We start from the raw sequence: 25,065 nt of genomic DNA, 5'->3' as shown, positions 1-25,065 counted from the left end.
ATGGTCAGCATCGCGCGGCGCGACTACGCGGCTCTCTACGGCCCCACCGTGGGCGACGGGGTCCGGCTCGGCGACACCTCGCTGGTCGCGGTGGTCGAGAAGGACTACGCGGCCTATGGCGACGAATGCCTGCATGGCGGCGGCAAGACGCTGCGCGACGGGCTGGGGCTCGCGGCCGGGATCACCAACGCCGACGGCGCGCTCGACTTCCTGCTCTGCAACGCGACCGTCATCGACGCCGTGCTGGGCGTCGTGAAGGGCGACATCGGCATCAAGGACGGCCGCATCGTCGGCGTCGGCAAGGCCGGCAACCCGGCGATCATGGACGGCGTCGACCCGCGGCTGATCGTCGGCGCCGGCACCACGGTGCGGGACTGCGAGGGCCTGATCGCGACCGCGGGCGGCATCGACGTCCATGTGCACTTCGACTCCGCCGGGCTGGTCGAGCACGCCCTTGCGAGCGGCGTCACCACCATGCTGGGCGGCTCGCTCGGGCCGATCACGGTCGGCATCGATTCCGGCGGTCCGTTCAACACCGGCAAGATGATCCAGGCCTCGGAGGCCTGGCCGATGAATTTCGGCTTCCTGGGGCGCGGCAACAGCCACATCCCCGGCTCGCTCCGGGAGCAGCTCGAGACCGGCTGCCTCGGGCTCAAGATCCATGAGGACTGGGGCGCGATGCCGGCGACGATCGACGCCTGCCTGCGCTCGGCGGACGAGCTGGACTACCAGGTGCAGCTGCACACCGACACGCTGAACGAAAGCGGCTTCCTGGAGGACACGCTCGCCGCGATCGGCGGCCGCACCATCCACATGTACCACACGGAAGGCGCCGGCGGCGGCCACGCGCCCGACGTCATCCGCGTGGCCGGCGAGGCCTATTGCCTGCCGTCGTCGACGAACCCGACCAATCCCTACACGGTCAACACGTTCGACGAACATCTCGACATGACCATGACGTGCCACCACCTCAACCCGGCGATCCCGGAGGACGTGGCCTTCGCGGAGAGCCGCATCCGGGCGCAGACGATCGCCGCCGAGGACGTGCTGCACGACATCGGCGCGATCTCGATGCTGGGCTCCGACAGCCAGGGCATGGGCCGCATCCATGAGGTGATCTGCCGGACCTGGCAGCTCGCCTCCAAGATGAAGGACCAGCGCGGCCTGCTGCCGGAAGACAAGCCGGGCTTCGGCGACAATGAGCGCATCAAGCGCTACATCGCCAAATACACGATCAACGCCGCGAAGACCTTCGGCATCGCCGACCATGTCGGCTCGCTGGAAGACGGCAAGATCGCCGACATCGTGATCTGGCGGCCGGCGTTCTTCGGGATCAAGCCGGAGCTGATCGTCAAGGGCGGCTTCATCGCCTGGGGCGCGATGGGCGACTCGGCCGCCTCGCTGATGACCTGCGAGCCCGTGACGCTGCGCCCGCAATGGGGCGCGTTCGGCAGGGCCGCCCCTGCCCTCTCGGCCTGCTTCGTCCACCCGCTCGCGATCTCGCGCGGCCTGCGCGAGGAGCTCGGCGTCTCGAAGATCCTGCTGCCGGCGCAGGGCACGCGTGGGCTCAGGAAATCCGACATGCTGCACAACGACGCCCTGCCGAACATCCGCGTCGATCCGCAGACCTTCGACGTGTTCGTCGACGGCGAGCTCGCCACCTGCGAGCCGGCGACCGAGCTGCCGCTCGCGCAGCGCTACATGCTGAGGTGACGGAGATGCTGGAGTTTGAGCAGACCGAAGCGCCTCGGATTACAGCCTCCACGGCTCCGCCCCCTCCCCCTTGCGGGGAGGGTAAGGGTGGGGGTGGTCCAAGGCCCAGCGCCGCGCTCAGGCGTAAAGCAACGGCCACGTTCGAACATCATCCGGCGCCACCCCCACCCCCCGCCCCTCCCCACAAGGGGGAGGGGGGCAGACCGGCGCCTGCTGCTTCTGACGACACCTGGACGACGCCGAAATCAGTCGCGGCGCGCATCGGGGTCGGCGGCCCCGTCGGCTCCGGCAAGACGGCGCTGATCGAGCGGCTGATCCCGGAGCTGCGCGGCCGCGGGGTGAACCTCGCGGTGGTGACCAATGACCTCGTCACCAAGGAGGACGCCGAGCGGCTGCGCCGCTCCGGCCTGATCGAGCCCGAACGGGTCTCGGCGGTCGAGGCCGGCGCCTGCCCGCACACCGTCATCCGCGAGGACCCGACGCTCAACATGGCCGCCGGCGACGAGATGGAGGCGCGCTTTCCGGGCCTCGAGCTGGTGATCTTCGAGTCCGGCGGCGACAATCTGGCCTCGACCTTCTCGCTCGACCTGGTCGACTGGTGGATGTTCGTGATCGACGTCGCGGGCGGCGACGACATCCCGCGCAAGCGGGGGCCGGGCGTGCTGAAATGCGACCTGCTGGTCGTCAACAAGACCGACCTCGCGCCGCATGTCGGGGTGGATCTCGAAAAAATGCTGGCGGAGGCGCAGGGCGTGCGCGGCGCCAGGCCGGTCGCGGCCACCAACGCCCGCAGCGGAGAAGGCGTCGCGGCGGTCGCGGACGCGATCTGCCGCGCGGTGCTGTTCCGCGAATGAAGCCGGCCCTCTACGGCGAGTATTCGGGCGCGGCGTTCCGGGAGCGGCGGGCGGAGCTGGCGTTCGCGCAAGGCGGCGGCCGCTCGGCCCTGGTCCGGCAGGTGACGCCCTACCCGTTCCACGTCACCCGGCCTTTCGCGCTCGACGCGGCGCGGCCGGACCTTGCGACCCTCTATCTGCAGTCGGCCTCCGGCGGGATCTATCGCGGCGACCGGCTGGAGCTCGATCTTGCCGTGCGCCCGGGCGCGGCCGCCCATGTCACCAGCCAGGCCGCGACGGTCGTGCACCACACCGGAGCGCAGCGGGCGCGCCAGATCACCCGCCTCAGCGTCGCGGAAGGCGCGTTCGCCGCGCTGACGCTCGACCCGCTGATCCTGTTCCCGGGCGCCGAGCTGACGGTGGAGACCTCCGTCCATCTCGGGCCCGGCGCGCTCGCGATCCTCGCCGAGGGCGTCGCCGCGCACGACTTTTCCGGCGCGGGCCGGCCGTTCGGCGAGCTCTGCGCCGAGACCTCCGTGTTCGGCCCCGACGGCGAACTGCTGCTCGCCGACCGCTCGACCGTTCCGGGGGCGGAGTTCGCGGAGCTGCTCGGTCCCGGCATGGCGGCCTACGGCTCGGCGCTGCTGCTCGGCCCCGAAGGGCGCCTGCCGGACCCGGCCGCGCTGGAGGCGGCGCTCGACGCGGTCGGCTGCCTCGCCGCCGCCTGCCCGGCGCCGAACGGCGCAGGCTTGAGCGTGCGGATGATCGCCCCGAATGGCGGCCGCATCGTCACGGGCGTCGAGACCGTGTTCGCGCTCGGCGCCGAGGCCATGCTGGGCATTTCGCCGGCGCGGCGGCGGAAATAGCGCCGCCGGCACGTCGCGCTCCATGTCGGACATGGATCCTCCGGACGAGCCGGAGGATGACGGGGCGGTTCATGACCACGCGCAGCGGGCCAAAGCGCTACAGCCGGGCGAGCCTGAAGTAGAGCTCCGAGAGCCGCGCCGGCAGCTCCTCGATGCGCCGGACAGGCAGCGTGTTGGCGCGGCCGAAGATGCGCGCGTCGCAGCCCTCGCCGAGCGTCACGCCGAACACGTCGACGCCGGTCCGCCGCAAGGCCAGCACCGCGCGACGCGCGTCCTCGGCGAGGTCGAGCGGGTCGGCGACGTCGATGTCCGAGGGTTCGCCGTCGGTCAGCGCCAGAACCAGCTTGCGGTGCGAGCGCAGCGGCGCGAGTTCGGCGCCGGCGTGCCGGAGCGCCGCGCCGAGCCGCGTCGAGAGGCCGGAGGACAGGCCGGCGAGCCGCGCCATGGCGGCGTCGTCCATACGGCCGGAAAACTCCTTCACGCGGGTGAGCCGCACCTCGTCGCGGCCGCAGGAGGCGAAGGCCCGCACCGCGAAGCGGTCGCCGATCGCGTCCATGGCGGCGCCGAGCGCGGCGACCGCGAGCTTCTCGATCTCCAGCACCGTGGCGGCCCCGACGCGGTCGCGCGTCGATTCCGAGACGTCGACCAGCGCGACGGTGGCGACGTCGCGGGCGCGCCGCCCGTCGGCGCGATGGATGCGCTCCTCCGGAATGTCGCCCACCCGCAGCGCGACGCCGGCCTCCACGGCCGCGTCGAGATCGAGGTCGAAGCCCTCCGGCTGGCGCTTCAGCCGCGCCGTGCGGCCCACCCGGGCGCCGCGCACGAGCCGCGCGATGCGCTGGCGAAAGCCCGGCAGCGCCTCGAGCGCGGCCGCGAGCGCCCGCCGGTCGCCTGAAGCCGCCGGGGCGTCGCGAACCGTGGTCCATCGCGGGCGCTCGACGCCCGCCGCGCGGTCCCACTCCGGATAGCTCGCGATCGCCTGGCCGGCGCCGTCCGGCTCGACCTCGCGGGCGCGCCCGGCCTCCTCCCGCGGGGGCGCGTCGGCCACCCGCCCGTCGTCGTCCTCCTCGGGCCGCGGGCGGGCGGCGTCGACCGCCTGCTCGATCTCCTCCGCCTGCGCGTCAGGCTCGTCGCCGAAGTCCCAGAGGCCGAGATTGTCGTCGCGATAAAGCGGCTCGACCACATAGCCCTTCGGGTCGAAGCGCAGGCGCATCTGGCCGATGTCGTTGCCCAGCAGCCCCCCGATGGCGCGGGCGAGCGTCGGATCCTCAAGCCGGCCGGAGGCGTCGGCGAACAGGCGGCGGCCTTTCGCGACGAAGCCGTCAGGGTCCTCATAGTCCGGGTCGAACAGGGCGCGCGCGAGCCGCCCCATCAGCAGCGCGGCGTTGGTCGCCGCGACCGGCCGCGCGACATGCCAGGGGCCCCACAGCGCACGAAGGCCCGGGAAACGCCGCATGGCGAGGGCCTCGACGCGGGCGTCCTCGATCAGGCCGACAAGGGCGATCTGCAGCGGCTTCAGCTTGCCGGCGGGCCGGCGCGGGCCGCCGAAGACGCGGTGCGCCATCGCGTGGGCGAGCGCGGCCCGGTAGAGGCCGGGCGCCGCGTCCGCCGGGACGCCGCGATAGACGTGCGGCATGCGGATCAGGTCGCCTGCGAGCGAGACGCGCTGCGCCGCGGGCGCGGCGCCGACGCCCTCAAGCGCCGCGAGACGCGGCGGCGCGCCCCACAGCGCCGCGCCGAACAGCACGAGGCCGCGCTCCAGCTCATGGAATCCGCCCTCGCCGGCGCTGCGCTCCAGCAGGCGCCGCGCGGCCGGGTCCGCGAGCGTGAAGAACGCCTTCAGCCGGCCGCGATCGCCCCCGCCCGCCTTCAGGCCTGCCGCCACGAAGTCCTTGAAGCCGTGGGCGCCGCCGGCCGCGAGCACGATCGCGGAGCGCTCGACCAGAGGCTCGACGCAGTCAGGCGCCGCGCGGGCGAGCCGGCTCAGCGCGGCCCACCAGCGCGCCCGGTCGGGCGGCGCGAGACGCGCAGCGACGGCCGGGGCCGCTTCGAGCGCCGCGGCGGCGGCCTTCGAGCCGGCGCGGCGGGCGAGCTCCGCGGCGGCGCAGGCGTCGGCGGCGAGGGCAGCCGCCCCGGCGCCGCGGGACATGTCCGTGAGCCGACAAAACAGCGCGAGGCAGCGGCCGCCGGCGTTGGCGTGGACCAGCGCCAGCGCGCCCTCCGCCCAGTCGTCGACATCCTCTGCGCTCCAGCGCCGCCGCAGCCTGTCCAGCGTGGCGCGGAGCTGCTGGCCGACGTCCGCCCGGTCGCCCGCAAGACGCAGCAGACGCGTGGCGGCGCCGGCCGCCGCAGCGGGCCGCGGCAGCGCGTCAGGCCGCGACAGAGCGCCGGTGGTCACGCCGCCAGGCCCGCCGGCAGGCTGGCCGCGATCGCCGCGCCGAGCGCCTCGCGCAGGTCGGGCTCGTCGGTGATCGGCAGCAGGATCGCGGCGCGGATCGCGGCGTCGACCGGCGCGCCCGCGCGCAGCAGTTTGCCGGCGTGGATCAGCATCCGGGTCGAGGCCCCCTCGGCGAGCCCCTGCCCGCGCAGATTGCGCGAGCGCAGGCCCACCTCGATCAGCCCGCGCGCCTGCTCGCCCGAGACGTCCGCCTCGCGCGCCACGATCTCGGCCTCGACGGCCGGCGCCGGATAGTCGAACTCGATCGCCACGAAGCGCTGCTTGGTGGACTCCTTGAGGTCCTTCACGGCGCTCTGGTAGCCGGGATTGTAGGAGATGGTGAGCTGGAAGTCGGGATGCGCCGGGACGAGCTCGCCCTTCTTCTCGAGCGGCAGCGCGCGGCGGGCGTCGGTCAGCGGATGGATCACCACGGTGGCGTCCTGGCGCGCCTCCACGATCTCGTCGAGATAGCAGATCGCGCCCCCGCGCACCGCCATGGTGAGCGGCCCGTTCTGCCAGACCGTGCCCTCGGGCGCGAGCAGGAAGCGGCCGGCGAGATCGGCGGCGGTCAGGTCCTCATGCGCCGCGACCGTGACGAGCGGGCGGCCGAGCCGCCAGGCCATGTGCTCGACGAAGCGCGTCTTGCCGCAACCGGTCGGCCCCTTGAGCATGACGGGCAGCCGGCCGGCGTAGGCGGCGGCGAAGATCTCGATCTCGTCGCCGACCGCGCGGTAGTAGGGCTCGTCGCGGATCGCATGGGCGGACAGCGCGCCCGGCATCAGGTCCGTGGTCATGGAAGGGTCTCCGGCGCCGGCCGGACCGAGGGTCCGGACGCGTTCAGACGCGCGGCGGGTCCTCCGCCGCCGGCGTCTCTGCCGAGGACATCCGGCGACAGCCCTGTCGACCGGATCAGGCGGCGCGCAGGCCGCGCCCGCATTGGGGACGGGTTTCGCCTCTCGCGCAAGCGTTTTGGGGCGGCGCGCGCCTCACCCCACGGCCGGCTTCGCGGCGGGGCGCCGGCCGCTCATCCAGGGCGGCAGGACGAAGCGCTCGGTGTTGTAGGGCTCGGGCGCGATCATCGAGAGCGGACGCCGGTGATCCTGGATCTGGTAGAAGATGTGCGGCATGCCGAGCGACGGGTCGTGCGTCACGACCGGATAGGGCTGCACCGCCTGCCATTGCGGATGGTAGCGGATGACGCCCTGGACGCTGCGGTAGATCATGCCCTTCATCGCGAAGGCGACCTTGCGGTTCTGCTCGAAATCGCCCGGCGCGCCCGAGCCGCCCGCCATCGCGGCCGCGACCGCGTAGTGATGCATGTTGCTGTAGGTCTGGCAGCCGATGCCGGCGGTCGAGCCCTCGCCGAAGCGGGCGTTGTAGCGGGCCTCGAAGCGCTTCCCCATGTCGTCGCGCAGCAGGCCGATCACCGACGAGACGATGACGCCGACGCTCGCCTCCTGGGCGATGTCCGTGAAGGTGCGGTGCATCGCGCCGTATTGCAGATAGACCAGGCAGTCGATCGGCTTCTCCATGAACTGCCGCTGGAAGTAAGCGAGGTCGCCCGCGTAGAAATGCGTGTTGGCCACCACCGCCGGCTGCGTCTCCCGCACCTGCTCGATGACGTCGCGCCACTGGTTGGTCGGGGTCTGGATGATGCGCGGCCCGAAGCAGAGCCGCCAGCCATAGTCGGCGGCGGCCGCCGCCATCGATTGCGCGATGACGATGCTGTAGGGCTTCGAGCCCGAAATGATCGCGAGCCGGTCCGAGTTCGGCGTCCACTGGCCGGAATCCCGAAGCCACGAGATGAACTTGATGAACCCGGGTCCGTACCAGTAATCGGCCGGATCGGCCATGAAGCATCCGAAGTAGCGGTCGGGATCGCTCATCACCGTATCGTGGTGCTGAAGCAGCGTATTGGCGTGAACGTAGATGATACCGGCGTCCGCGATCGGCTCGTATTCGGAGTTCTGCGCGCCGATGTTGTAGCCGTTGATGATCGCGTGGACCTTGTGCTTCTCGATCAGCCAGCGCGCGGCTGCGACGACTTCTTCGGCGGTCTGCCGGCAGGTGTCGGCGAAGATCGGCTCGAACCTGCGGCCGAGCAGCCCGCCGCGGGCGTTGAGCTCCTCGACGGCGAAGATCATCCCCTTGCGGAACTCCGCGCCGTCCGCGGCCGAGGGCCCGGTCAGCGGGATCATGCTTCCGATCGGGACGGGCGGAAGGTCGGCGGACACGGCTCGGATCCTCAACAGGCGGTCATTGGCGCGAGCCGAAGATCAGGCCCGGCTCGAACAGCAGATTGTGCATGAGCACGCGAAGCCGTGGAGGGCTCACGGGCTTGATCAGCACCGGCAGCCCCTCCTCCCGGATGCTTTCGAGGACGCGCGGCTCCGCGTCCGCGGTCACGATCATCGCCGGCGTCTCCACGCCGAACTGCTGGCGGAGCGCCCGCACGACGTCGATCCCGGTCCGGCTCTTCAGGTTGTAGTCGGCGATGATCAGGCTGATCGCGACGCCGCTGCGTCCGAGCTCGAGGGCTTCCGCCTCGTCGGCCGCGGCGTGGACCTCGATCCCCCAGCGCTGCAGGAGCTGGGTCATGCTCCGGCGCAGGATGTCGTCGTCCTCGACCAGCAGCACCGGCGTGCCGGCGAACTCGCCGCCCACCATCTCGCTGATCTCGATCTCGCCGCCCTCGCTGTGCCAGATGTTGCCGAGCGGAACCGTGACCGAGAAGATCGAGCCGCGCCCGACCTGCGACCGCAGCCTGACCGGCAGCTCGAGCAGATCCGCAAGCCGCTTCACGATGTTGAGCCCGAGCCCCAGGCCGCTCTTCTGGCCCCTGCGCTCCTCCGCCGCGCGATAAAACTCCTCGAACACGCGCTCGCGGTCCTCGTCCCGCACGCCCCTGCCGGTGTCGACGACCTCGATGCGCAGCAGGCGGCCTTCCTTGCGGCAGCCGACCAGCACGGTCCCGACCTCGGTGAAGCGGATGGCGTTGGCGACGAAGTTGCTGAGGATGCGTTCGAGCAGCGCGCGATCGGTGGCGACCGTGCCGCGCGGCGTCACGAACTTCAGCCTGAGGCCCTTCTCCTGCGCCTGGTGGCGGAACTGGATGTCGAGCCGCTCGAAGATCTGGGAGAGCTGGAAGCTGGTGACGCGGGGCTGGATGCGGCCGGCGTCGAGCTGGCCGATCTGGAGCAGCGCGCCCAGCAGGTCCTCCATGATGAGGACCGCGACGCTCATGGCGTGCAGCATCTCGGCGCGGTGCGTCTCGTCGGCCTCGCGCATGCAGTTGTAGATAAGGATCTTGAGCGAGGCGAGCGGCTGCCTGAGGTCGTGGTTCGCCGCGCGCAGGAAGCGGGACTTCGCCTCGTCGGTCGCCTCCGCGGCCTCCTTGGCCTCCCGCAGCGCGCCCTCGTTGCGCTTCACCGAGGTGACATCGGTCAGCGTCTGCACCATGCCGCCGCCCTCGGAGGGGGCCTGCGACAGGTTCATCACCCGCCCGTCGGCGAGCACGTAGTCGCCCTGCTTGTCGCGCCCGAAATCGGCCCGTTCGGCGCGCTCCCACTCCTCGGGCGCGCCCGGCAGCAGCCATTCGCGAGACGCCACCAGGTCGCCCACGAAGGCGTCGAACGACACGCCCGCCGCGATCGGAAACTCGAAGGTTCGGCGAAACCGCTGATTGGCGTAGCTCAGCGCGCGGTCGGCCGACCAGATCGCGACGCCGGCCGGCACGGCCTCGAGACCGGCCCGAAGCTCGGAAAGGGCGGCCGCGTCGGCGCGCTCCGTCGCGCCGGACGCCGCTTCAGCCACGCCCGGCCGCTACGACGTCTTTGCCGAGGCTGATCGCGTAATGGATCGCGGCGGAGCGGTCGTGAAGGTTCAGCTTCTTCATGACGCTGCCGAGATGCACCCGGATCGTCTGGCTGCTGAGCTCCAGCTCTTCGGCGATCCGCTTGATCGAATAGCCACGGCCGAGCAGCGACAGCACGTCCCGCTCGCGTCCAGTGAGCGCGTGCAGGCTTCTGGCCTGATGCGGCGGCGCGATCTCGGCGGGCTTCGGCGCGCCCGCCGGCGCCGAACGCTCGATGATCCGGCGCGGAAACGAGACCTCGCCCGCCAGCACCCGCTCCAGCGCGCGCTCGATCTGCTCGCCGTCGGAGGACTTCGGGATGTAGCCGATCACGCCCTGCTCGACCGAACGCAGCACATACTCCACGTCCTCGTGGACGGAGATCACCACCACGGGCACGTCCGGAAAATCGGCGCGGAGCCGGCGCAGGCCCTCGAACTCGTCGAAGCCCGGCATCACCAGGTCGACCAGCATGAGATCGACGTCCGGATGCGCGGCGAGCGTCGCGGCGGCCTCCTCGAAGGTCTCCGCCTCGTAAACCTCGAGCGTCTTCCGCAGGCGACGCATCACCTGCTTCAGCGACTCCCGGACCACCCAGTGGTCGTCTGCGATCAAGACCTTCATGCCAGCACGCGCCAGACGCTTCCGTTCGTTAGCCGCCTTCCCGACTTCGCGGGGCGCGCAGACCCACGGCCGTTCATCCGCACGCTGCGCCCTTCTGTCACGCTCACCGGCCCTTTCCAAGGAGGACACAAGACGTAGCGGCGACTCGGCCCCGCCCGCTCTCCCGAGGACGCCAATATATCTAGACATCCGCCGCCGAGCCAATCCGGCCCCTGCGGCCGACCATTCACCGCGCCGGACAGGCGCAGCGCATGGCGGACGCGCCGCTGCGATCCCGGACCGCCCCGCCCGACCGCCAGAACGCCCTCCCGAGGCCGGACGATCGCCTCGCAGCGTCTGCGCAGCAGCCGCCGCACTCTAGACGCCATATCTAGTTCGCGCGTGCGGTCGAGGCGGGGCAGCCGCGTCGGGGGTTCCACCACGCGAGGCCGGACCGCGTGGCCAGGCGCGGCGGGCGGCGCCGGCGGCCGCGCATCCGGCCGAAACGCTCTCAGTCCCTGATCACCGCCAGCGTCACGGCGCCGCAGGCGCCTCGCGCCGGCGCCTCAACTTTGATCGGAGGCGGCAGGCCGCCACCCCAAGGCGCCGCGGCGACCTTCCGCCGGGCGCTTATCTGCGGGGCGCCGAGCGCCCGGAAAAACGCCGCCCGGAGATAGACTCTACGCCCGAACGTCTAGACGCCTCCGCGCACATATCTAGAAATTACTGCTGTGCGGAATTGACGGGCGTCGCGGGGGCGTTGTAGCTTTTAATTCTCACAAATCGAGCAAAGGCGACGCCGGCGCTCAGTATAGACAGCTTCGGACCGCGAGGCTGCAGGATTTGCGCGCCCTCGCGGCGGCGCGTTGCTTCGAAGAGGGCCGACATGATCCCGATTCCCAGGAAAGGCACGCCCGAGCGCGAGGCGCTCATCAGGGAGCACCGCGAGTGCGTCGACTCCATGAAGGGCGTCGCGGGGTTCTCGGTGCTCAAATGCGAAACGCCCGGCGACACCACGGTGGTGACCGGCGGCGTGCATGAAGACCCCTTGCTGAAGCGCGTCCTGCTGCGCATGCGCGGCGAATCCACCAAGGGCAAGCTCGTTGTGATCTGCACCAAGGTCGACGCGGAGTGGCGCATCGGCCGCCTGTCCGGCATTCGCGGCGTGCCGCCGGAGTTCGTGACCGACAAGGTCTACACGGACGAGCAGGAGATCCAGCACGACATCTTCCTCATGCGGCTGGACGAACTGCCGGAGACCGCCGGAATGCCCGAGCATTTCTCGGAAGGCTGGAAGCGCCGGGACGACAACTGGCCGGTGACCTGAAGGTCGCGCCACCTCGCCCGCGCTCCCGACGGGGGCGGCTTCGATCAAGACAGCGCCGAACGCGGCCCTCGCGGGCCGCGAATGACGGCGGCTTGCCAGACGACTGGACGATTTCGCAAGGAGAGCGCAGATGTGCGCGATGCGACTGACCGGATACGCCGACAAGTTCGGAGTGCATCCGGGCGACAAGATCAGGTTCTACGTCAATTGCGACGGTCCGGCCGAGTACAAGGCCGAGGTCGTGCAGATGATCAACGGCGACACCAACCCGCGCGGGCCCGGATTCATCGAGAAGCCGATCTCCGCGGAGGTGAACGGCGCCTATCAGGGCCGCAAGCAGATCATCCATGGCGGCTCCTACGGCTACGTGCCGGACGCCAGGCAGTTCCACGTCGAGAGCTTCACCCTCCAGTGCTGGATCTGGCCGACCACGCCCAGGACCCATCCGCGCTACTGGAAGCACGGCGCGCAGGGCCTCGTGACCAAATGGTGCGACGGCAAGGGCTACGGGCTCTTCATCAATGAAGAGGGCTTCGTCGAGCTCCGGATCAACGAGCACAAGGTGACCACCGGCGCGCCGATCCGCGACCACGCCTGGCACTTCCTGGCGGCGAGCTTCGACGCCGCGACCGGCGACGTCGTGCTCTATCACGAGCCGCAGGTCGTCTATGCGCTCGATCCCGTCATCGAGCCGGTGACGGCCTCGATCAGCACCACGATCGCGCACAGCGCCGCCCCGGTCGCGCTCGCGGCCTATGTGGAGAAGATCGACGACAGCCCGCTCGCCGCCTCCTCGCGGCCGGCCGGCGTCTGGTTCACCGGCAAGTACAACGGCAAGATCGACAGCCCGCGCATCTGCAACAGGGCGCTCAGCCGGTTCGAGATCGAGCAGATGAAGGCCGGCGCGCAGCCCGGCCTGACCGAGCGCCGCAACTCCGGCCCGACCGGGCCGCTCTCCGAAGTCATCGTCGCCGCCTGGGACTTCTGGGACGGCATCGACACCATCGTGGCGAAGGACAACGGCCCCTACCGGTTCGACGCGCAGCTGGTGAACTGCCCGACACGCGCGCTCACAGGCTACAACTGGTCCGGAGACAACTTCGACTGGAAGCACGCCCCGAAGGAATATGGCGCGATCCACTTCCATGACGACGACGTCGACGACGCGCGCTGGATCTCTGATCTGGAATGGACCGTTCCGCAGGAGATCAAGAGCCGCTTCTACGCGCTGAAGCTCACGACCTCCGAAGGCGACGAGGACTACATCCCGTTCTGGATCGTTCCGCGGATCGGCGAGGAGCAGTCCCGGATCGCCGTGATGGTTCCGACCATCAGCTACATGGCCTACGCCAACGAGCATGTCGCCTGCAACGCCGGCGGCGCGGAGCTGTTCGTCTACCGCGTGCCGATCATGCAGCAGCAGAACATGTTCCTGGCCGAGCATCGCGAGTATGGCGGCTCGATCTACGACACCCACACCGACGGCTCAGGGATCTGCCTGTCGTCGCGGCTGAGGCCGATCCTTTCGATCCGGCCGAAATACGATCACTTCCTGGCCCAGGCGCCGTGGCAGTACCCGGCCGATCTCCATCTGATCTACTGGCTGGAGACGATGGGCTACGATTACGACGTGATCACGGACGAGGACGTCACCTATGACGGCCTCGCCCGGCTCGAGAACTACAACGTCATCATCACCGGCTCGCATCCGGAGCATAATTCCGGGCCGCAGCTCGACGCCCTGCACAATTACACGCAGCGCGGCGGACGACTGATGTATATGGGCGCCGACGCCTGGTATTGGGTGCACTCCTTCCACCCGGCCTATGATCATCTCGGGCGCGGCGTGGTCACCGAGATGCGGCGCTGCGAATCCGGCATCCGCACATGGCGCGCCGATCCGGGCGAATACTACCACCAGGGCACGGGCGAACTCGGCGGCATGTGGCGCTTCCGCGGCCGCTACCTGCATTCGGTCGCGGGCGTCGGCATGTCGTCGGAAGGCTTCGACATCTCGAGCTATTTCAGCCGGACGAAGGAAAGCCTCGACCCGCGCGCCAGCTGGGCGTTCGATGGCATCGACTATGACGAGAAGCTCGGCAATTTCGGGCTGGTCGGCGGCGGCGCGGCTGGCCTCGAGCTCGACATCGTCGACACCATGCTGGGCTCGCCGCCCCACACGCTGGCGGTCGCGACCTCGGCCGGGCGGCACACCGAGGCCTACCTCCTCGTGATGGAGGACTTCGGCTTCAACCAGCAGGGCCTCGACGGCACCACCCATCCGCGGGTGCGCGGCGACATCGCCTATCACGAGACCCCGAATGGCGGCGCGTGCTTCGCCTTTTCGTCGATCGCCTTCTGCGGCTCGCTGCCCTGGAACGAGTGCCGGAACAACATCTCCACGCTGGTGAAGAACGTGCTGGACCGGTTCTCGCAGGACGGCCCGCTGCCGATCCCGCCGGCGGACGCGATCAGGCATCGCGGACGGGCGGACTACGAGTCCCCCGCTCTCGCCAGCGCCTGACGGCGACGACGCTTCCGGTCCGCGACGCCTTGCGTCCGCGGACCGGCCTTCCGCACTCCATCGGAAAGGCGCAAACCCCGTGTCGAACCGCCCGGACCTCGGCTATTTCGACGAAGGCCAGGACCTCGCGAGCCCGTCCTTCTATGCGGAGGCGCTGAGGCCGGAGGGCCAGGCGCGCCTGCTGCCGCCCGCAGCCTTCCGGTCGCTCGCCTTCACGCAGCTCGAGGACGAAGCGGTCTGGACCCGGGACTGGATCTGCGTCGGCTCGCATGAGGCGATCCCCCATGTCGGCGACCTGCTGCCCTTCACGATCGGCACGCATGGCGTCCACGTCCAGCGGACCCCCGACGGGCTGAGAGCCCGCTTCAACAAGGCCCAGCATGGCGGCTGCCGGATGGTGCCGCTGCAGTGCCAGACCGGCGCCAAGACCCGCTGCTCCTTCACCTCCTGCGGCTACAGCCGCGACCGCCCGGCGATCCCGGCCGGCGAGCTCGGCGACGGCGCCCCGGCGATGCACCAGTATCTCGGGCTCAGGCCCGAGCGGCTGCTGACCGCGCAGGCCCGCAGCTGGGGCCCGCTGATCTTCGTCAATCTCGACGTCGCGCCGCAAAGCCCGGAGGCGGACCTCGCGGCGCTCAACAAGGCCGCCGGATTCTTCGGCAACCACAAGCCGGCCCGCTCCGAGGAGCTCTGGTTGGAGTTTCCGGCGAACTGGAAGCTGCTCGCACAGGCGCTGGCGGCCGGAGAGCCGTTCGCCGAGGACCCCGGGGCCCGCTGGCTGCTGGCGCGAACCGCGCTTGACGGCGGCGGCGACGCGGTCACGGCCTGGCTGTTTCCCAACCTCGTGCTGCTCGCGACCGCGCGGGAGACCTGCGTCGTCGTCCTGCAGCAGACCGCGATCGGCCAGACCCTCTGCCGGGTCAGCGTCTATGGCGAGGCGGCGGGCGCGGACGCGCCGGCGCGCTGGCGGGAGACCGTCGAGGCCCGCGCCGGAACGGCCGCGGCCGAGCATCTCGCCATCTCCCGCTGGGGCACGAGCTTCCGGCCCGCGACCGCCGGCGCGCCGCTTCCGCTCCAGACCGATCCGCACGGCCTGTGGCTCGCCCGCATGCTCGCCGAACGCGTCGCGCGGGTGCCGCGCGAGGCCCTGCCCCAGCCGCTTTTCCAGAACCCGAGGAGCTGACCGATGCTCTCCGCTCGCGCCGCCCATCATGCGCCGACGCCGCTGGCCGAGGCCGTCGAGGCCTACGACCGGGGCGATTTCGTCGCCGCCGCCGGGCTGTTCTCGGAGCTCGCCGCGGCGGGCGACATAGAGGCCACGACCTGGCTCGGCGCGCTCTACGCCCATGGCGAGGGGGTGGAGGCTTCGCTCGCCCGCGCCTTCGCGCTCTATCTCAGGGCGGCGGAGGCCGGGAACGTGCTGGCGCAGACCAATGTCGGCGCGATGCTCGCGATGGGACAGGGCGTCGCTCAGGACTGCGCCGAGGGCGCGCGCTGGCTGGAGATGGCCGCCGAGCAGGGCGACCTGTTCGCCCAGTACAATCTCGCGACGCTCTACTCCAGGGGCCAGGGCGTGGCGCGCGACGACACGGCGGCGGTCCGCTGGTACCGCCGCGCGGCGGAGGCCGGGCACTATCCGTCGCAGGCGCGGCTCGGCTTCATCTGCGCCAACGGCGTGGGCGTCGAGAAGGACCGCGTCGAGGGCTATGTGTGGCTCTCGCTCGCGGCGCAGCACGGGGTCGGGAACGCGCTCAACGCGCTGGAGGCGATCGCCTCCCAGATGTCGGCGGATGAAAAGCGCCGCGGCGCGGCGGGCGTCGCGCACTGGCGGTCGCGGACCGCCGAAATCTCGCGGCACGCCCGGCTCGACCCCGTCCCGGCGTGACCGCGATGGTCTTCAGCGTGCAGCAGATCAAGTTCGAATTCCTGATGTACATCAAGGAATTCGGCGGCCGGGCGGCCGACTGGCGGGTGGGCCTCGCGGCCGACGCGCCGGCGGCGCTGTTCGGGGCCCAGAAGGTCGACCCGGACGCCGACGTCTGGCTGTGGAAGCCGGCCCTGTCCGCGGCCGCGGCCAGGACCGTGTTCCGCTACATGACCGAGCAGTTCCACGTGCCGGCGGCCGAAGGCGCCACCGACGGCGCCTGCGTCTTCCTGTTCAGGCGGCGCGAGGGCTGCGCCGCCTGAGGCGGACGAGCCGCCTCACTGCATGCCGAGGGCCTGCATGTAGAGCTCGAGGATCGCCTCCTGCTCCTGCCGCTCGGAGGCGTCCTGGCGGCGGATCTGGACGATCTTGCGCACGATCTTGACGTCGAAGCCGCGGCCCTTGAGCTCGGCGAACACCTCCTTGATGTCGTCGGAGATGCCCTTCTTCTCCTCCTCGAGGCGCTCGATGCGCTCGACGAACTGCTTCAGCTCTTCGCCGGCGACGCCGTCATTGGTGATGTCCTGAGCCACTTCGGTACCTGCCAGAGCGTGACGGAGGCGACGACGGGCGTTTGCGCGCCGCCGCTCGGGACGTCCCGAAGCCTCCTCGAAAAGGGAGGGGTCCGGTTCGCAGAACCGGGCGAGTCCGTCAAGGCGCAGAGACCCGACGGCCTGGGTATAGCGGGGACGGTCAGTGCTGCGGCTGGCGTCCGGCGAAGGCCGCCTGCTGCTCCGGGGTCGCCTCCTTCTGATGGAGCGCCTTCCACTCGTCATACGGCATGCCGTAGACGGCCTCGCGGGACTGCTCCTTGCTCAGGGCGAGCCCGCGCGCGTCGGCGGCGTCCTTGAGCCAGTTGGAGAGGCAGTTCCGGCAGAAATCCGCGAGGTTCATGAGGTCGATGTTCTGCACCTGCGGCCGGTCGCGCAGATGCTGCACGAGACGGCGGAACACCTCGGCCTCGAGCTCGTCGCGGGTCCTGTCGTCGATCCCTGGCAGCTGGTTCATGATTTCGATCTCCTGATCTCGGCGCGCGAGCCGTAATGCGTGATGCGCCGCGTCTCCGGCAGCTCCAGCAGAGGCGGGACGAGCCGCGCGAAACGCAGCGCCCACTCCGTCTGCCCGGCCTCGTCGCGGACGAGATCCTGCCGGATCTCGACCAGCGTGTGCGGGAACCCGCGCCGCGTGCCGTGCTGGTGCAGCGTGTCGCCGACCAGCGCCCCGTCATAGGGCTCGTTGTCGCCGACGATCAGCCCGGGCTCGCGCCCGAGCGCCTCGAGCAGAGGCCGGGTCAGCCGGTCGTCGCGGTCCCACAGCAGGCCGACATGCCAGGGGCGCGGGGCGCCCTTCCAGGCCGGCGTGAAGCTGTGCATCGACAGGATCACCGGCGTGTCGCCGGCGTCCACGATGGCGTCGAGCTGCGCGCTGATGGCGTCGTGATAGGGGCGATGGAAGCGCGCGACCCGTCGGGCGATCTCGTCGGCGCCGGCCTTGGCGTTGCCGGGCACCACCGCGCCGTCGGACAGCCGCATCAGCAGCGTCGGATCGTCCTCGCCGCGGTTGGGGTCGATCACCAGCCGCGAGAACCGCGACAGCACCGCCGGCGCGCCGAGCAGCCGCGCCAGCGCGAGCGTCACGCCGCGCATGCCGATGTCATAGGCGATGTGCCGCTCGAACTCCGCCGGGGAAAGCCCGAGGCCGCCGAATTCGGGGGGAACGTAGTTCGACGCGTGATCGCACAGGATCAGCAGCCGCGAGCCCGGAAGCCCCTCGACGACCTCGAAAGGCGGCTCTTGGTCTTTGGTCGAAAGCGAAGATGCGTCGCAGCTCATGGCCCGCCGGACAATAGTGACGCAGCCGGCCCGATGCCATAGGAAGGGCGCCCTGAACGCCCCCATCCCGTCCCTGAACCTCATTCTCTTGGAGCAGCGCCCATGAGTCCCGACGAACGCCGCTCGCTCCTCCGCCGGGCGTTCGACGCGGGAGTGGCGGCTGCGCACCCGGCGGTGTGCATCCCGCCGCATCTGCCCGCCCCCCCGAAGGGCCGCGTGATCGTGCTCGCGGCCGGCAAGGGCGCGGGCGCCTGCGCCGAGGTGGCGGAGAAGTTCTATCGCGAGAAATACGGGCTCGGCCCCGACCGCCTCACCGGCCTCGCCGTGACCCGCCACGGCCACGCGCGGCCGACCGAGTTCGTGAAGGTGATCGAGGCGGGCCATCCGGTGCCGGACGCCGCCGGCCTGCAGGGCGCGGCCGACACGCTGAAGCTCGCCGAGGGGGCCGGACCCGACGATCTGGTGCTGGCGCTGATAACCGGCGGCGGCTCCGCCAACTGGGTCTCCCCGGCCGAGGGCCTCGACCTCGCGGTGAAGCAGGCCACCACCAAGGCGCTGCTGCGCTCCGGCGCGCCGATCGACGCCATCAACACGGTCAGGAAGCACCTGTCGCGCATCAAGGGCGGCCGGCTCGCCCGCGCGGCCCATCCGGCGAAGGTCGTGTCGCTCGCGATCTCGGACGTGCCGCGCGACGATCCGTCGGTGATCGCCTCCGGCCCGACGGTGCCGGACCCCTCCACGCTCGCCGACGCCCGCGCGGCCCTCGAGCGCTACAAGGTGACGCCGCATCCGGATGTGGCGAAGGCGCTTTCCGATCCGGCTAACGAAAGCCCCAAGCCGGGCGACGCCGCCTTCGAGCATGCCGACTATGTCGTGGTCTCGCGCCCGGCCGAGGCCGTCGCCGCCGTGATCAGGACGCTGGAGGAGGCCGGCGTCGAGGTCAGGCTGGTGGGCGCCGATCTCGAGGGCGAGGCGCGCGAGGTGGCGGCCGAGCACGCCGCGATGGCCCGCGGCCTCGTGGGCGCCGACCACCCGATCGCGCTGCTCTCGGGCGGCGAGCTCACCGTCACGATCCGCGGCGAAGGCGGACGCGGCGGCCCCAACCAGGAATATGCGCTGGCGCTGGTGCGCGACCTCGGCGACCTGCCCGGCTGGGCGGCGCTCGCCGGCGACACCGACGGGGCGGACGGCGGCGGCGGCTCGCCGGAGGATCCGGCCGGCGCGGTGGTCGACGCCGGCACGATCGAGCGCGCCCGCGCCAAAGGCCTCGAAGCCGCCCGGTTTCTGGATAACAACGACAGCACCGGATTCTTCGAGGCGACGGGCGACGTTCTGCTCACGGGCCCGACCTGCACCAACGTCAACGACCTCAGGATCGTGCTCGTTGACAGCGCGGGCCCATCGCCGCACAACCGCGCCTGACGAGGCCAAGCGAGCGTCCCCGTCCTCATGCTGATTCGCGACCGCATCTCCCTTCGCGCCCCAGGCTGGTTCGGACGCTGCTGCGTGGCGGCGGCGGCCATGGCCGTCGCGTCTCCGGCGCTGGCCGACTTCCGGCTGTGCAACAAGACGGACAGCCGGGTCGGGGTCTCGATCGGCTACAAGGACCACGAGACCTGGTCCACCGAAGGCTGGTGGAACGTCGCCTCGAATTCCTGCGAGACGCTGCTGCGCGGGCCGCTCTCCGCCCGTTTTTATTATGTCTATGCGATCGACTACGACCGCGGCGGGGAATGGAACGGCAAGGCCTACATGTGCACCCGCGACAAAGAGTTCACGATCAAGGGCATAGAAGACTGCCTCGCCCGCGGTTATGAACGCTCGGGCTTTTTCGAAATAGACACTGGCGAACAGAAGAGCTGGACCGTGCAATTGACGGAACCGACCGCGAATCCCGCGGCAGCCGCGCCCTCGGGCGCGACCACCACGCCGGCGACAGCCGCCGCCCGGGCAGCCCTCGATTCCGGCGCCGCGGTTCGATGAGAAGGCTCCGCAAGGTCAAGATCGTCGCCACGCTCGGCCCGTCGTCCTCGACGCCCGAGATGGTCACGCGCCTGTTCCACGCAGGCGCCGACGTGTTCCGCATCAACATGAGCCACACCTCGCACGAACGGATGCGCGAGCTGATCGGCTCCATCCGCGCGATCGAGAAGGACGTCGGCCGTCCGATCGGCATCCTGGTCGACCTGCAGGGTCCCAAGCTCCGGCTCGGCCGCTTCGCGGACGGCGCGGTCATGCTGGAGAAGGGCCAGACCTTCACGCTCGATTCCGACCCGACGCCCGGAGACAAGACGCGCGTCCACCTGCCCCATCCGGAGATCCTGGAGGCGCTCGAGCCGGGCCATCATCTCCTGCTTGACGACGGCAAGGTGCGGCTCGTCGCCCGCTCCTCGACCCCGACCGAGACGGTCACCGAGGTCATCGTCGGCGGCCGCCTGTCGGACCGCAAGGGCGTCAGCCTGCCGGACACGATGATCAAGACCTCCGCGATGACGGAGAAGGATCACGCCGATCTGCGGGCCGCGCTCGACGTCGGCTGCGAATGGATCGCGCTGTCCTTCGTGCAGCGTCCCGAGGACATCGTTGAGGCCAAGGAGATCATCCAGGGCCGCGCCGCGGTGATGACCAAGATCGAGAAGCCGCAGGCCATGACGCGGCTCACCGAGATCATCGATCTGTCCGACGCGCTGATGGTCGCCCGCGGCGACCTCGGCGTCGAGATGCCGATCGAGAAGGTCCCGGGCATGCAGAAGCAGATGACCCGCGCCTGCCGCCGCGCCGGCAAGCCGGTGATCATCGCGACGCAGATGCTCGAGTCGATGATCACGCAGCCGATGCCGACCCGCGCCGAGACCTCCGACGTTGCGACCGCGGTGTTCGAGGGCGCGGACGCGATCATGCTGTCCGCCGAATCCGCCGCCGGCGCGTTCCCGACGGAAGCGGTCGCGATGATGGATTCCATCGCGCGCAGCGTGGAGAGCGATCCCTATTACCGCGGGATCATCGACGCCCAGCGGGCCGAGCCCGAGGCGACCGGCGCCGACGCGATCTCGGCGGCCGCCCGCCAGGTCGCCGAGACGCTCGACCTCGCGGCGATCATCTGCTGGACCTCCGGCGGCACCACCGCGCGCCGCGCGGCCCGCGAGCGGCCGAAGACGCCGATCATCGCGCTGACGCCGAACGTCGACACCAGCCGCCGGCTGACGCTGGTCTGGGGCGTGCATTCGATCCTCGCGCCCGACGCGCACGATCTCGACGACATGGTCGACCGCGCCTGCGCGTTCGCGCATGACGAGGGCTTCGCGCTCGACGGCGACCGCGTGATCATCTCCGCCGGCGTTCCGCTGCGGGTGCCGGGCGCGACCAACATGCTGCGCATCGCGAGCATCAAGGGCGGCTTCGAAAGCTGACGCCGACCCTGCCCTCCCCCGCCAGGGGGAGGCGTCCCGGCCGGACGGCCGGCGCATGAAGAGCCCGCGCAGCGGGCTCTTTTTTTTGTGTCCGAAAGGAAGGCGCCCGGGCCGCCCGCAGCGCAGGCGCCCGAGAACTCAGACGCGCCTGAGCGCGCCCCGCATGACCCGGCGCACGGCGCCGGCGGCCGGGGCGAGCCCGAGCATGCGGTCGCAGGCGTCGGCCGGCATCGCCTCGCCGAACGCGTAGCCCTGCGCGTACTCGCAGCCGAGATGGAACAGCTCCACGGCGTCGGAGTCCGTCTCGACGCCTTCGGCCACGACCTCCATGCCGAGGTCGTGCGCGAGCCGGATGATCGACTGCAGGATCACCGGGCGCTGGCCGCCGCCGCGCGGCCGGACGAATGACTTGTCGATCTTCAGCACGTCGAAGGGGAAGCGCTGCAGATAGGCGAGGCTCGAATGGCCGGTGCCGAAGTCGTCGAGCGACAGACCGGCGCCGAGCTCGCGCAGGCGCGTCAGCATCTGCGCGGCGTGCTCCGGGTTCTCCATGACGTGGCCCTCGGTCAGCTCGATCTTGAGCGAACCGGGCGGCAGATCCGCGCGCGCGAGCACGTTCTTGATGTCCTGGACGATGTCCTGACGCAGGAACTGCCGGGTCGAGACGTTGACCGACATGAACAGCGGCGGCTCGCCCGGCACCTCCTCCTGCCAGCGGGCGAGCTGGCGGGCCGCCTCGTCGAGCGCGAACAGGCCGAGGTCGACGATCAGCCCGGTCTCCTCCGCGATCGCGATGAACTCGGACGGCGGGCGGCGGCCGTAGCGCGGGTGCTCCCAGCGCAGCAGCGCCTCGAAGCCCGCGATGCTGCGGTCGTCGAGCCGCACGATCGGCTGGTAGAAGACCTTGATCTCGTTGCGCTCGAGCGCCCGGTTGAGCTCGCCGGCGATCAGCAGCCGATCGGTCGTCGCGGCGCGCATGTTGGGCCTGAAGGCCTCGATGTGGTCCCCGCCGAAACGCTTGGCGTGGTACATCGCGACCTCGGCGTTCTTGACCAGCTCCTCGGCCGAGGCCTCCGACGACCCGTCCGCGACCGCGAAGCCGATCGAGGCGGTCAGGAACAGCTCCTTGCCGCCGAACGCGATCGGCGCGCGCAGCGTGCGCTTCAGCGTGTCCGCGAAGGCCGGCGCGGCCGACGGGTCGCTCTCCGACAGCAGCAGCACCCCGAACTGGTCGCCGCCGAGGCGCGCCAGCGTGTCCTGTGGCTTCAGCAGGCGGGAGAGCCGCCGCACCACCGTGATCAGGATGGTGTCGCCGGTCGTGACGCCGACGGTCTCGTTGATCTTCTTGTAGCGGTCGATGTCGAGCACCATCACGACCGGGCGCAGCGCCTGGTTGGCGCGGGCGAAGCCCAGGGCGACGTCGAGCCGGTCGACGAACAGTTCGCGGTTCGGCAGGCCGGTCAGCGCGTCATGCACCGCGTTCTGGAGGAGGCGCTCCTCGGTGGTCTTGGCGGCGTTGACGTCGAGCAGGGTGCCGACGCAGCGCACCACCTCGCCGTCCGCGCCGACGACAGGCCGCGCCCGCAGCGAGTACCAGAGATAGTGGCCGTCCTCGCCGCGCAGGCGGAAGGTCTCGACCAGCCGCCCGCGCCGCTCCTCGAGCAGCGCGTCGAGCGCCGCCCGGAAGCGGTCCCGGTCGCCCGGATGCACGAGCTGCAGCCATTCGGCGGGCGAGGCCTCGAGCGCCCCGCGGCGCAGGCCGAGGGCGCCTTCGAGCTCATGGCTCGCATAGATGCGGTCGCCCTCGACGTCCCAGTCCCAGACGTAGTCGCCCGCGCCCGTGACCGCGAGCGCCCGGCGCTCGATGTCCGACACGCTGCCCTGCAGGATCGCGCCGCCCGCGAAGGCGTGCTGCATCACCGTGAAGCCGATCAGCAGGACGATCAGCACCAGGCCGCCGACCAGCGCCGGCGCGACGAGCTCGTTCGCGAGCCCTCCGCCGACCGCGACGGCGGCGGCCGCCACCCAGGCGAGCAGCAGCAGCCAGGTCGGCGCCAGCATCACCGCGCGGTCGTAACCCTTGGTGGCGAGCCAGACGATGATCCCGAAGCCCGCGACCGCCACGGCGATGAGCGAAAGCCGCGCGATCCCGGCCGCGATCGGCGCGTCATAGGCCGACAGCGCCACCAGCGCGACGAGGAACACCAGCCAGCCGCCCATGATGTGCACGTAGCGGACGTGCCAGCGGTTGAGGTTCAGATAGGCGAACAGGAACACGAGCAGCGTCGCCGTGAAGGTCGCCTCGCTGCCGGCCCGCAGGATGCGCTCGGCCTCGGGCGCGAGATCGAAGACGCGCCGCCAGAAGCTGAAATCGACCCCGAGATAGAACAGCACCGCCCAGGCGAGCGCGGCGGCCGCCGGGAACATCACGCTGCCCTTGACCACGAACAGGATGGTCAGGATGAGCGCGAGCAGGCCGCCGATCCCGAGCAGGATGCCGCGATAGAGCGCGAAGGAGTTGACCTTGTCCTTGTAGGCGTCCGGCTCCCACAGCGTGAGCTGCAGCAGCTCCGGCGAACTGAGCTCGACCACGTAGGTGACGGTCGCGCCCGGATCGAGCGTGAGCAGGAACACGTCGGCGTCGTCGGATTCCTGGCGGTCCGGCCGGAACCCCTGGCTCGCGGTCACGGCCTGGATCCGCTGCTCGCCGAGGTCCGGCCAGAGCGCGCCGGAGCCCACGAGGCGGTAATGCGGCGAGACCAGCAGCCGGTCGATCTGCTCGTCGCCTTCGTTCTTCAGCGAGAACACCGCCCACTGCCGGCCGTCGCCGGGCCTTTCGGAGCGAACCTCGATGCGCCGGGCGATGCCGTCGGGGCCCGGAACGGTCGCGACCTGGATGCGGTCCGGCTCGCCCTGCGGTCGTTCGAGCGCCTGGGTCAGGTCGAGCGCCTGGTCGTCCGGACGCACCGACAGCGTCTGCAGGGCCGCCGAAGGCGCGACGCAGCCGATCAACGCGGCGACGAGAATGATCGCCTGAAGGAGGGCGCGGGAAAAACGCAACGCCTCAGCTCTCCCTATTGCCCGCTGGCGGCGGTCGTCGACCCGAGGCGGCGGCAGCCGGCGGCGTGACGCCGAACACGGCGAAGCGGCGGCACGTTAGCCTACGGCGTCGCCGCGAAGAAGCGCGTAGAGCAGGTGATCCTGCCAAAGTCCAGCAATGCACAGATACTCGCGGGCGTATCCCTCCCGCTTGAACCCGGTGCGCTCAAGCAGCCGAATGGATGCGGCGTTGCGCGGCAGGCAGGCCGCCTCAATCCGCCGCAGCTTGAGCGACTCGAACACGAACGGCGTCAGCGCCCGGACCGCGGCGGTCATGTGGCCCTTGCCGGCGTGGCGCTGACCCATCCAGTAGCCGATCGAGCAGGTCTGCGAGACGCCGCGCCGGATCTGGCTCACGGTCACGCCGCCGACCAGCTCGCCGTCCTCCCGGAACACGAAGAACGGGTAGGCCTGGTCGAGCTCGAGCTCGCGCACGTAGCGCTTGAGCCGCTTGCGGTAGGCGAGGCGCGACACGTCGTCATGCGGCCAGGTCGGCTCCCAGGGCTGCAGGAATCCGCGGCTCTCGTCCCGCAGCACCGCCCATGCCGGGTAGTCGATCATCTGCGGAACGCGGAGGAACACGCCCTGCCCCGAGAGCGTCGGAACCGCCTCCACCGCAGAAAGGGTGCGGAAGAAGGCCACCA

21 protein-coding genes are annotated in these 25,065 nt (G+C 70.7%); 11 read left to right on the top strand and 10 right to left on the bottom strand.

Features of this window, described 5'->3' with window-relative positions; translation table 11 throughout:
- The 3 genes from ureC (at nt 1) to GGR24_RS10505 (ending at nt 3,412) form a co-directional block, all read left to right on the top strand.
- Entirely contained in the window at nt 1-1,713 is a 1,713-nt protein-coding gene (gene ureC / locus GGR24_RS10515) for an urease subunit alpha (RefSeq protein WP_183395315.1), read from the top strand.
- A gap of 260 nt (nt 1,714-1,973) precedes the next feature.
- Nucleotides 1,974-2,567: an urease accessory protein UreG gene (ureG, locus tag GGR24_RS10510; RefSeq protein ID WP_183395676.1), complete on the top strand. Its 594-nt coding sequence runs from the start codon at nt 1,974-1,976 to the stop codon at nt 2,565-2,567.
- On the top strand, nt 2,564-3,412 hold the full coding sequence (locus tag GGR24_RS10505) for an urease accessory protein UreD (protein WP_183395314.1): 849 nt from the start codon (nt 2,564-2,566) through the stop codon (nt 3,410-3,412). The genes ureG and GGR24_RS10505 overlap by 4 nt, the downstream gene beginning before the upstream one ends.
- 97 nt (nt 3,413-3,509) lie before the next feature.
- Here GGR24_RS10505 and GGR24_RS17860 read toward each other — a convergent pair whose 3' ends face one another.
- The 5 genes from GGR24_RS17860 to GGR24_RS10480 form a co-directional block, all read right to left on the bottom strand.
- A complete protein-coding gene (locus tag GGR24_RS17860) occupies nt 3,510-5,810 on the bottom strand; it encodes a VWA domain-containing protein (RefSeq protein WP_183395313.1) in 2,301 nt (766 codons plus the stop codon).
- On the bottom strand, nt 5,807-6,643 hold the full coding sequence (locus GGR24_RS10495; RefSeq protein ID WP_183395312.1) for a CbbQ/NirQ/NorQ/GpvN family protein: 837 nt from the start codon (nt 6,641-6,643) through the stop codon (nt 5,807-5,809). Before GGR24_RS10495 ends, GGR24_RS17860 begins: the two co-directional genes overlap by 4 nt.
- 192 nt (nt 6,644-6,835) lie before the next feature.
- Nucleotides 6,836-8,083: an ABC transporter substrate-binding protein gene (locus tag GGR24_RS10490; RefSeq protein WP_343066241.1), complete on the bottom strand. Its 1,248-nt coding sequence runs from the start codon at nt 8,081-8,083 to the stop codon at nt 6,836-6,838.
- A 22-nt stretch (nt 8,084-8,105) separates the two neighbouring features.
- The gene (locus GGR24_RS17855; protein ID WP_183395311.1) at nt 8,106-9,662 is read right to left on the bottom strand and encodes an ATP-binding protein; all 1,557 of its coding nucleotides are present in this window, start codon (nt 9,660-9,662) and stop codon (nt 8,106-8,108) included.
- Nucleotides 9,655-10,326: a response regulator gene (locus GGR24_RS10480; RefSeq protein WP_183395310.1), complete on the bottom strand. Its 672-nt coding sequence runs from the start codon at nt 10,324-10,326 to the stop codon at nt 9,655-9,657. Before GGR24_RS10480 ends, GGR24_RS17855 begins: the two co-directional genes overlap by 8 nt.
- Nucleotides 10,327-11,191: 865 nt before the next feature.
- On the opposite strand from GGR24_RS10480, the gene GGR24_RS10475 reads away from it, so the two are divergent.
- The 5 genes from GGR24_RS10475 (at nt 11,192) to GGR24_RS10455 (ending at nt 16,343) form a co-directional block, all read left to right on the top strand.
- Nucleotides 11,192-11,632 (top strand): N,N-dimethylformamidase alpha subunit family protein, encoded by a 441-nt coding sequence (locus GGR24_RS10475; RefSeq protein WP_183395309.1) that lies wholly within the window; start codon nt 11,192-11,194, stop codon nt 11,630-11,632.
- Nucleotides 11,633-11,762: 130 nt separating this feature from the next.
- Entirely contained in the window at nt 11,763-14,156 is a 2,394-nt protein-coding gene (locus GGR24_RS10470) for a N,N-dimethylformamidase beta subunit family domain-containing protein (RefSeq protein ID WP_183395308.1), read from the top strand.
- A 79-nt stretch (nt 14,157-14,235) separates the two neighbouring features.
- Nucleotides 14,236-15,339: an aromatic ring-hydroxylating oxygenase subunit alpha gene (locus GGR24_RS10465; RefSeq protein WP_183395307.1), complete on the top strand. Its 1,104-nt coding sequence runs from the start codon at nt 14,236-14,238 to the stop codon at nt 15,337-15,339.
- A 3-nt stretch (nt 15,340-15,342) separates the two neighbouring features.
- The gene (locus GGR24_RS10460; RefSeq protein WP_183395306.1) at nt 15,343-16,041 is read left to right on the top strand and encodes a tetratricopeptide repeat protein; all 699 of its coding nucleotides are present in this window, start codon (nt 15,343-15,345) and stop codon (nt 16,039-16,041) included.
- Between the two features lie 5 nt (nt 16,042-16,046).
- Complete coding sequence (locus GGR24_RS10455; protein ID WP_183395674.1) at nt 16,047-16,343, top strand: hypothetical protein; 297 nt, start codon at nt 16,047-16,049, stop codon at nt 16,341-16,343.
- A gap of 15 nt (nt 16,344-16,358) precedes the next feature.
- Here GGR24_RS10455 and GGR24_RS17660 read toward each other — a convergent pair whose 3' ends face one another.
- From GGR24_RS17660 to GGR24_RS10440, 3 genes are all read right to left on the bottom strand, one after another.
- Nucleotides 16,359-16,613, bottom strand: coding sequence for a DUF2312 domain-containing protein (locus tag GGR24_RS17660; RefSeq protein WP_343066240.1), 255 nt, complete (start codon nt 16,611-16,613; stop codon nt 16,359-16,361).
- Between the two features lie 160 nt (nt 16,614-16,773).
- Nucleotides 16,774-17,088 carry a DUF1244 domain-containing protein gene (locus GGR24_RS10445; protein ID WP_183395304.1) on the bottom strand — a complete coding sequence of 105 codons (315 nt, stop codon included), beginning with the start codon at nt 17,086-17,088 and terminating at the stop codon, nt 16,774-16,776.
- Nucleotides 17,085-17,912, bottom strand: a complete 828-nt coding sequence (locus tag GGR24_RS10440; protein ID WP_183395303.1) for an N-formylglutamate amidohydrolase — start codon at nt 17,910-17,912, stop codon at nt 17,085-17,087. The genes GGR24_RS10445 and GGR24_RS10440 overlap by 4 nt, the downstream gene beginning before the upstream one ends.
- 102 nt (nt 17,913-18,014) lie before the next feature.
- On the opposite strand from GGR24_RS10440, the gene GGR24_RS10435 reads away from it, so the two are divergent.
- From GGR24_RS10435 to pyk, 3 genes are all read left to right on the top strand, one after another.
- Nucleotides 18,015-19,334: a glycerate kinase type-2 family protein gene (locus tag GGR24_RS10435; protein ID WP_183395302.1), complete on the top strand. Its 1,320-nt coding sequence runs from the start codon at nt 18,015-18,017 to the stop codon at nt 19,332-19,334.
- A 99-nt stretch (nt 19,335-19,433) separates the two neighbouring features.
- On the top strand, nt 19,434-19,895 hold the full coding sequence (locus tag GGR24_RS10430) for a DUF1036 domain-containing protein (RefSeq protein ID WP_246398357.1): 462 nt from the start codon (nt 19,434-19,436) through the stop codon (nt 19,893-19,895).
- A complete protein-coding gene (pyk, locus tag GGR24_RS10425; RefSeq protein ID WP_183395301.1) occupies nt 19,892-21,322 on the top strand; it encodes a pyruvate kinase in 1,431 nt (476 codons plus the stop codon). The genes GGR24_RS10430 and pyk overlap by 4 nt, the downstream gene beginning before the upstream one ends.
- 138 nt (nt 21,323-21,460) lie before the next feature.
- Here the strand turns inward: pyk and GGR24_RS10420 are convergent, their stop codons facing one another.
- Nucleotides 21,461-24,382: an EAL domain-containing protein gene (locus tag GGR24_RS10420; RefSeq protein ID WP_210286150.1), complete on the bottom strand. Its 2,922-nt coding sequence runs from the start codon at nt 24,380-24,382 to the stop codon at nt 21,461-21,463.
- 96 nt (nt 24,383-24,478) lie between these two features.
- Nucleotides 24,479-25,063: a GNAT family N-acetyltransferase gene (locus GGR24_RS10415; RefSeq protein WP_343066239.1), complete on the bottom strand. Its 585-nt coding sequence runs from the start codon at nt 25,061-25,063 to the stop codon at nt 24,479-24,481.
- Between the last annotated feature and the right edge of the window lie 2 nt (nt 25,064-25,065).

It is taken from the genome of Hansschlegelia beijingensis (assembly GCF_014196425.1).
GTDB lineage: Bacteria > Pseudomonadota > Alphaproteobacteria > Rhizobiales > Methylopilaceae > Methylopila > Methylopila beijingensis.
This window is presented reverse-complemented; position numbering and strand designations above follow the sequence as displayed.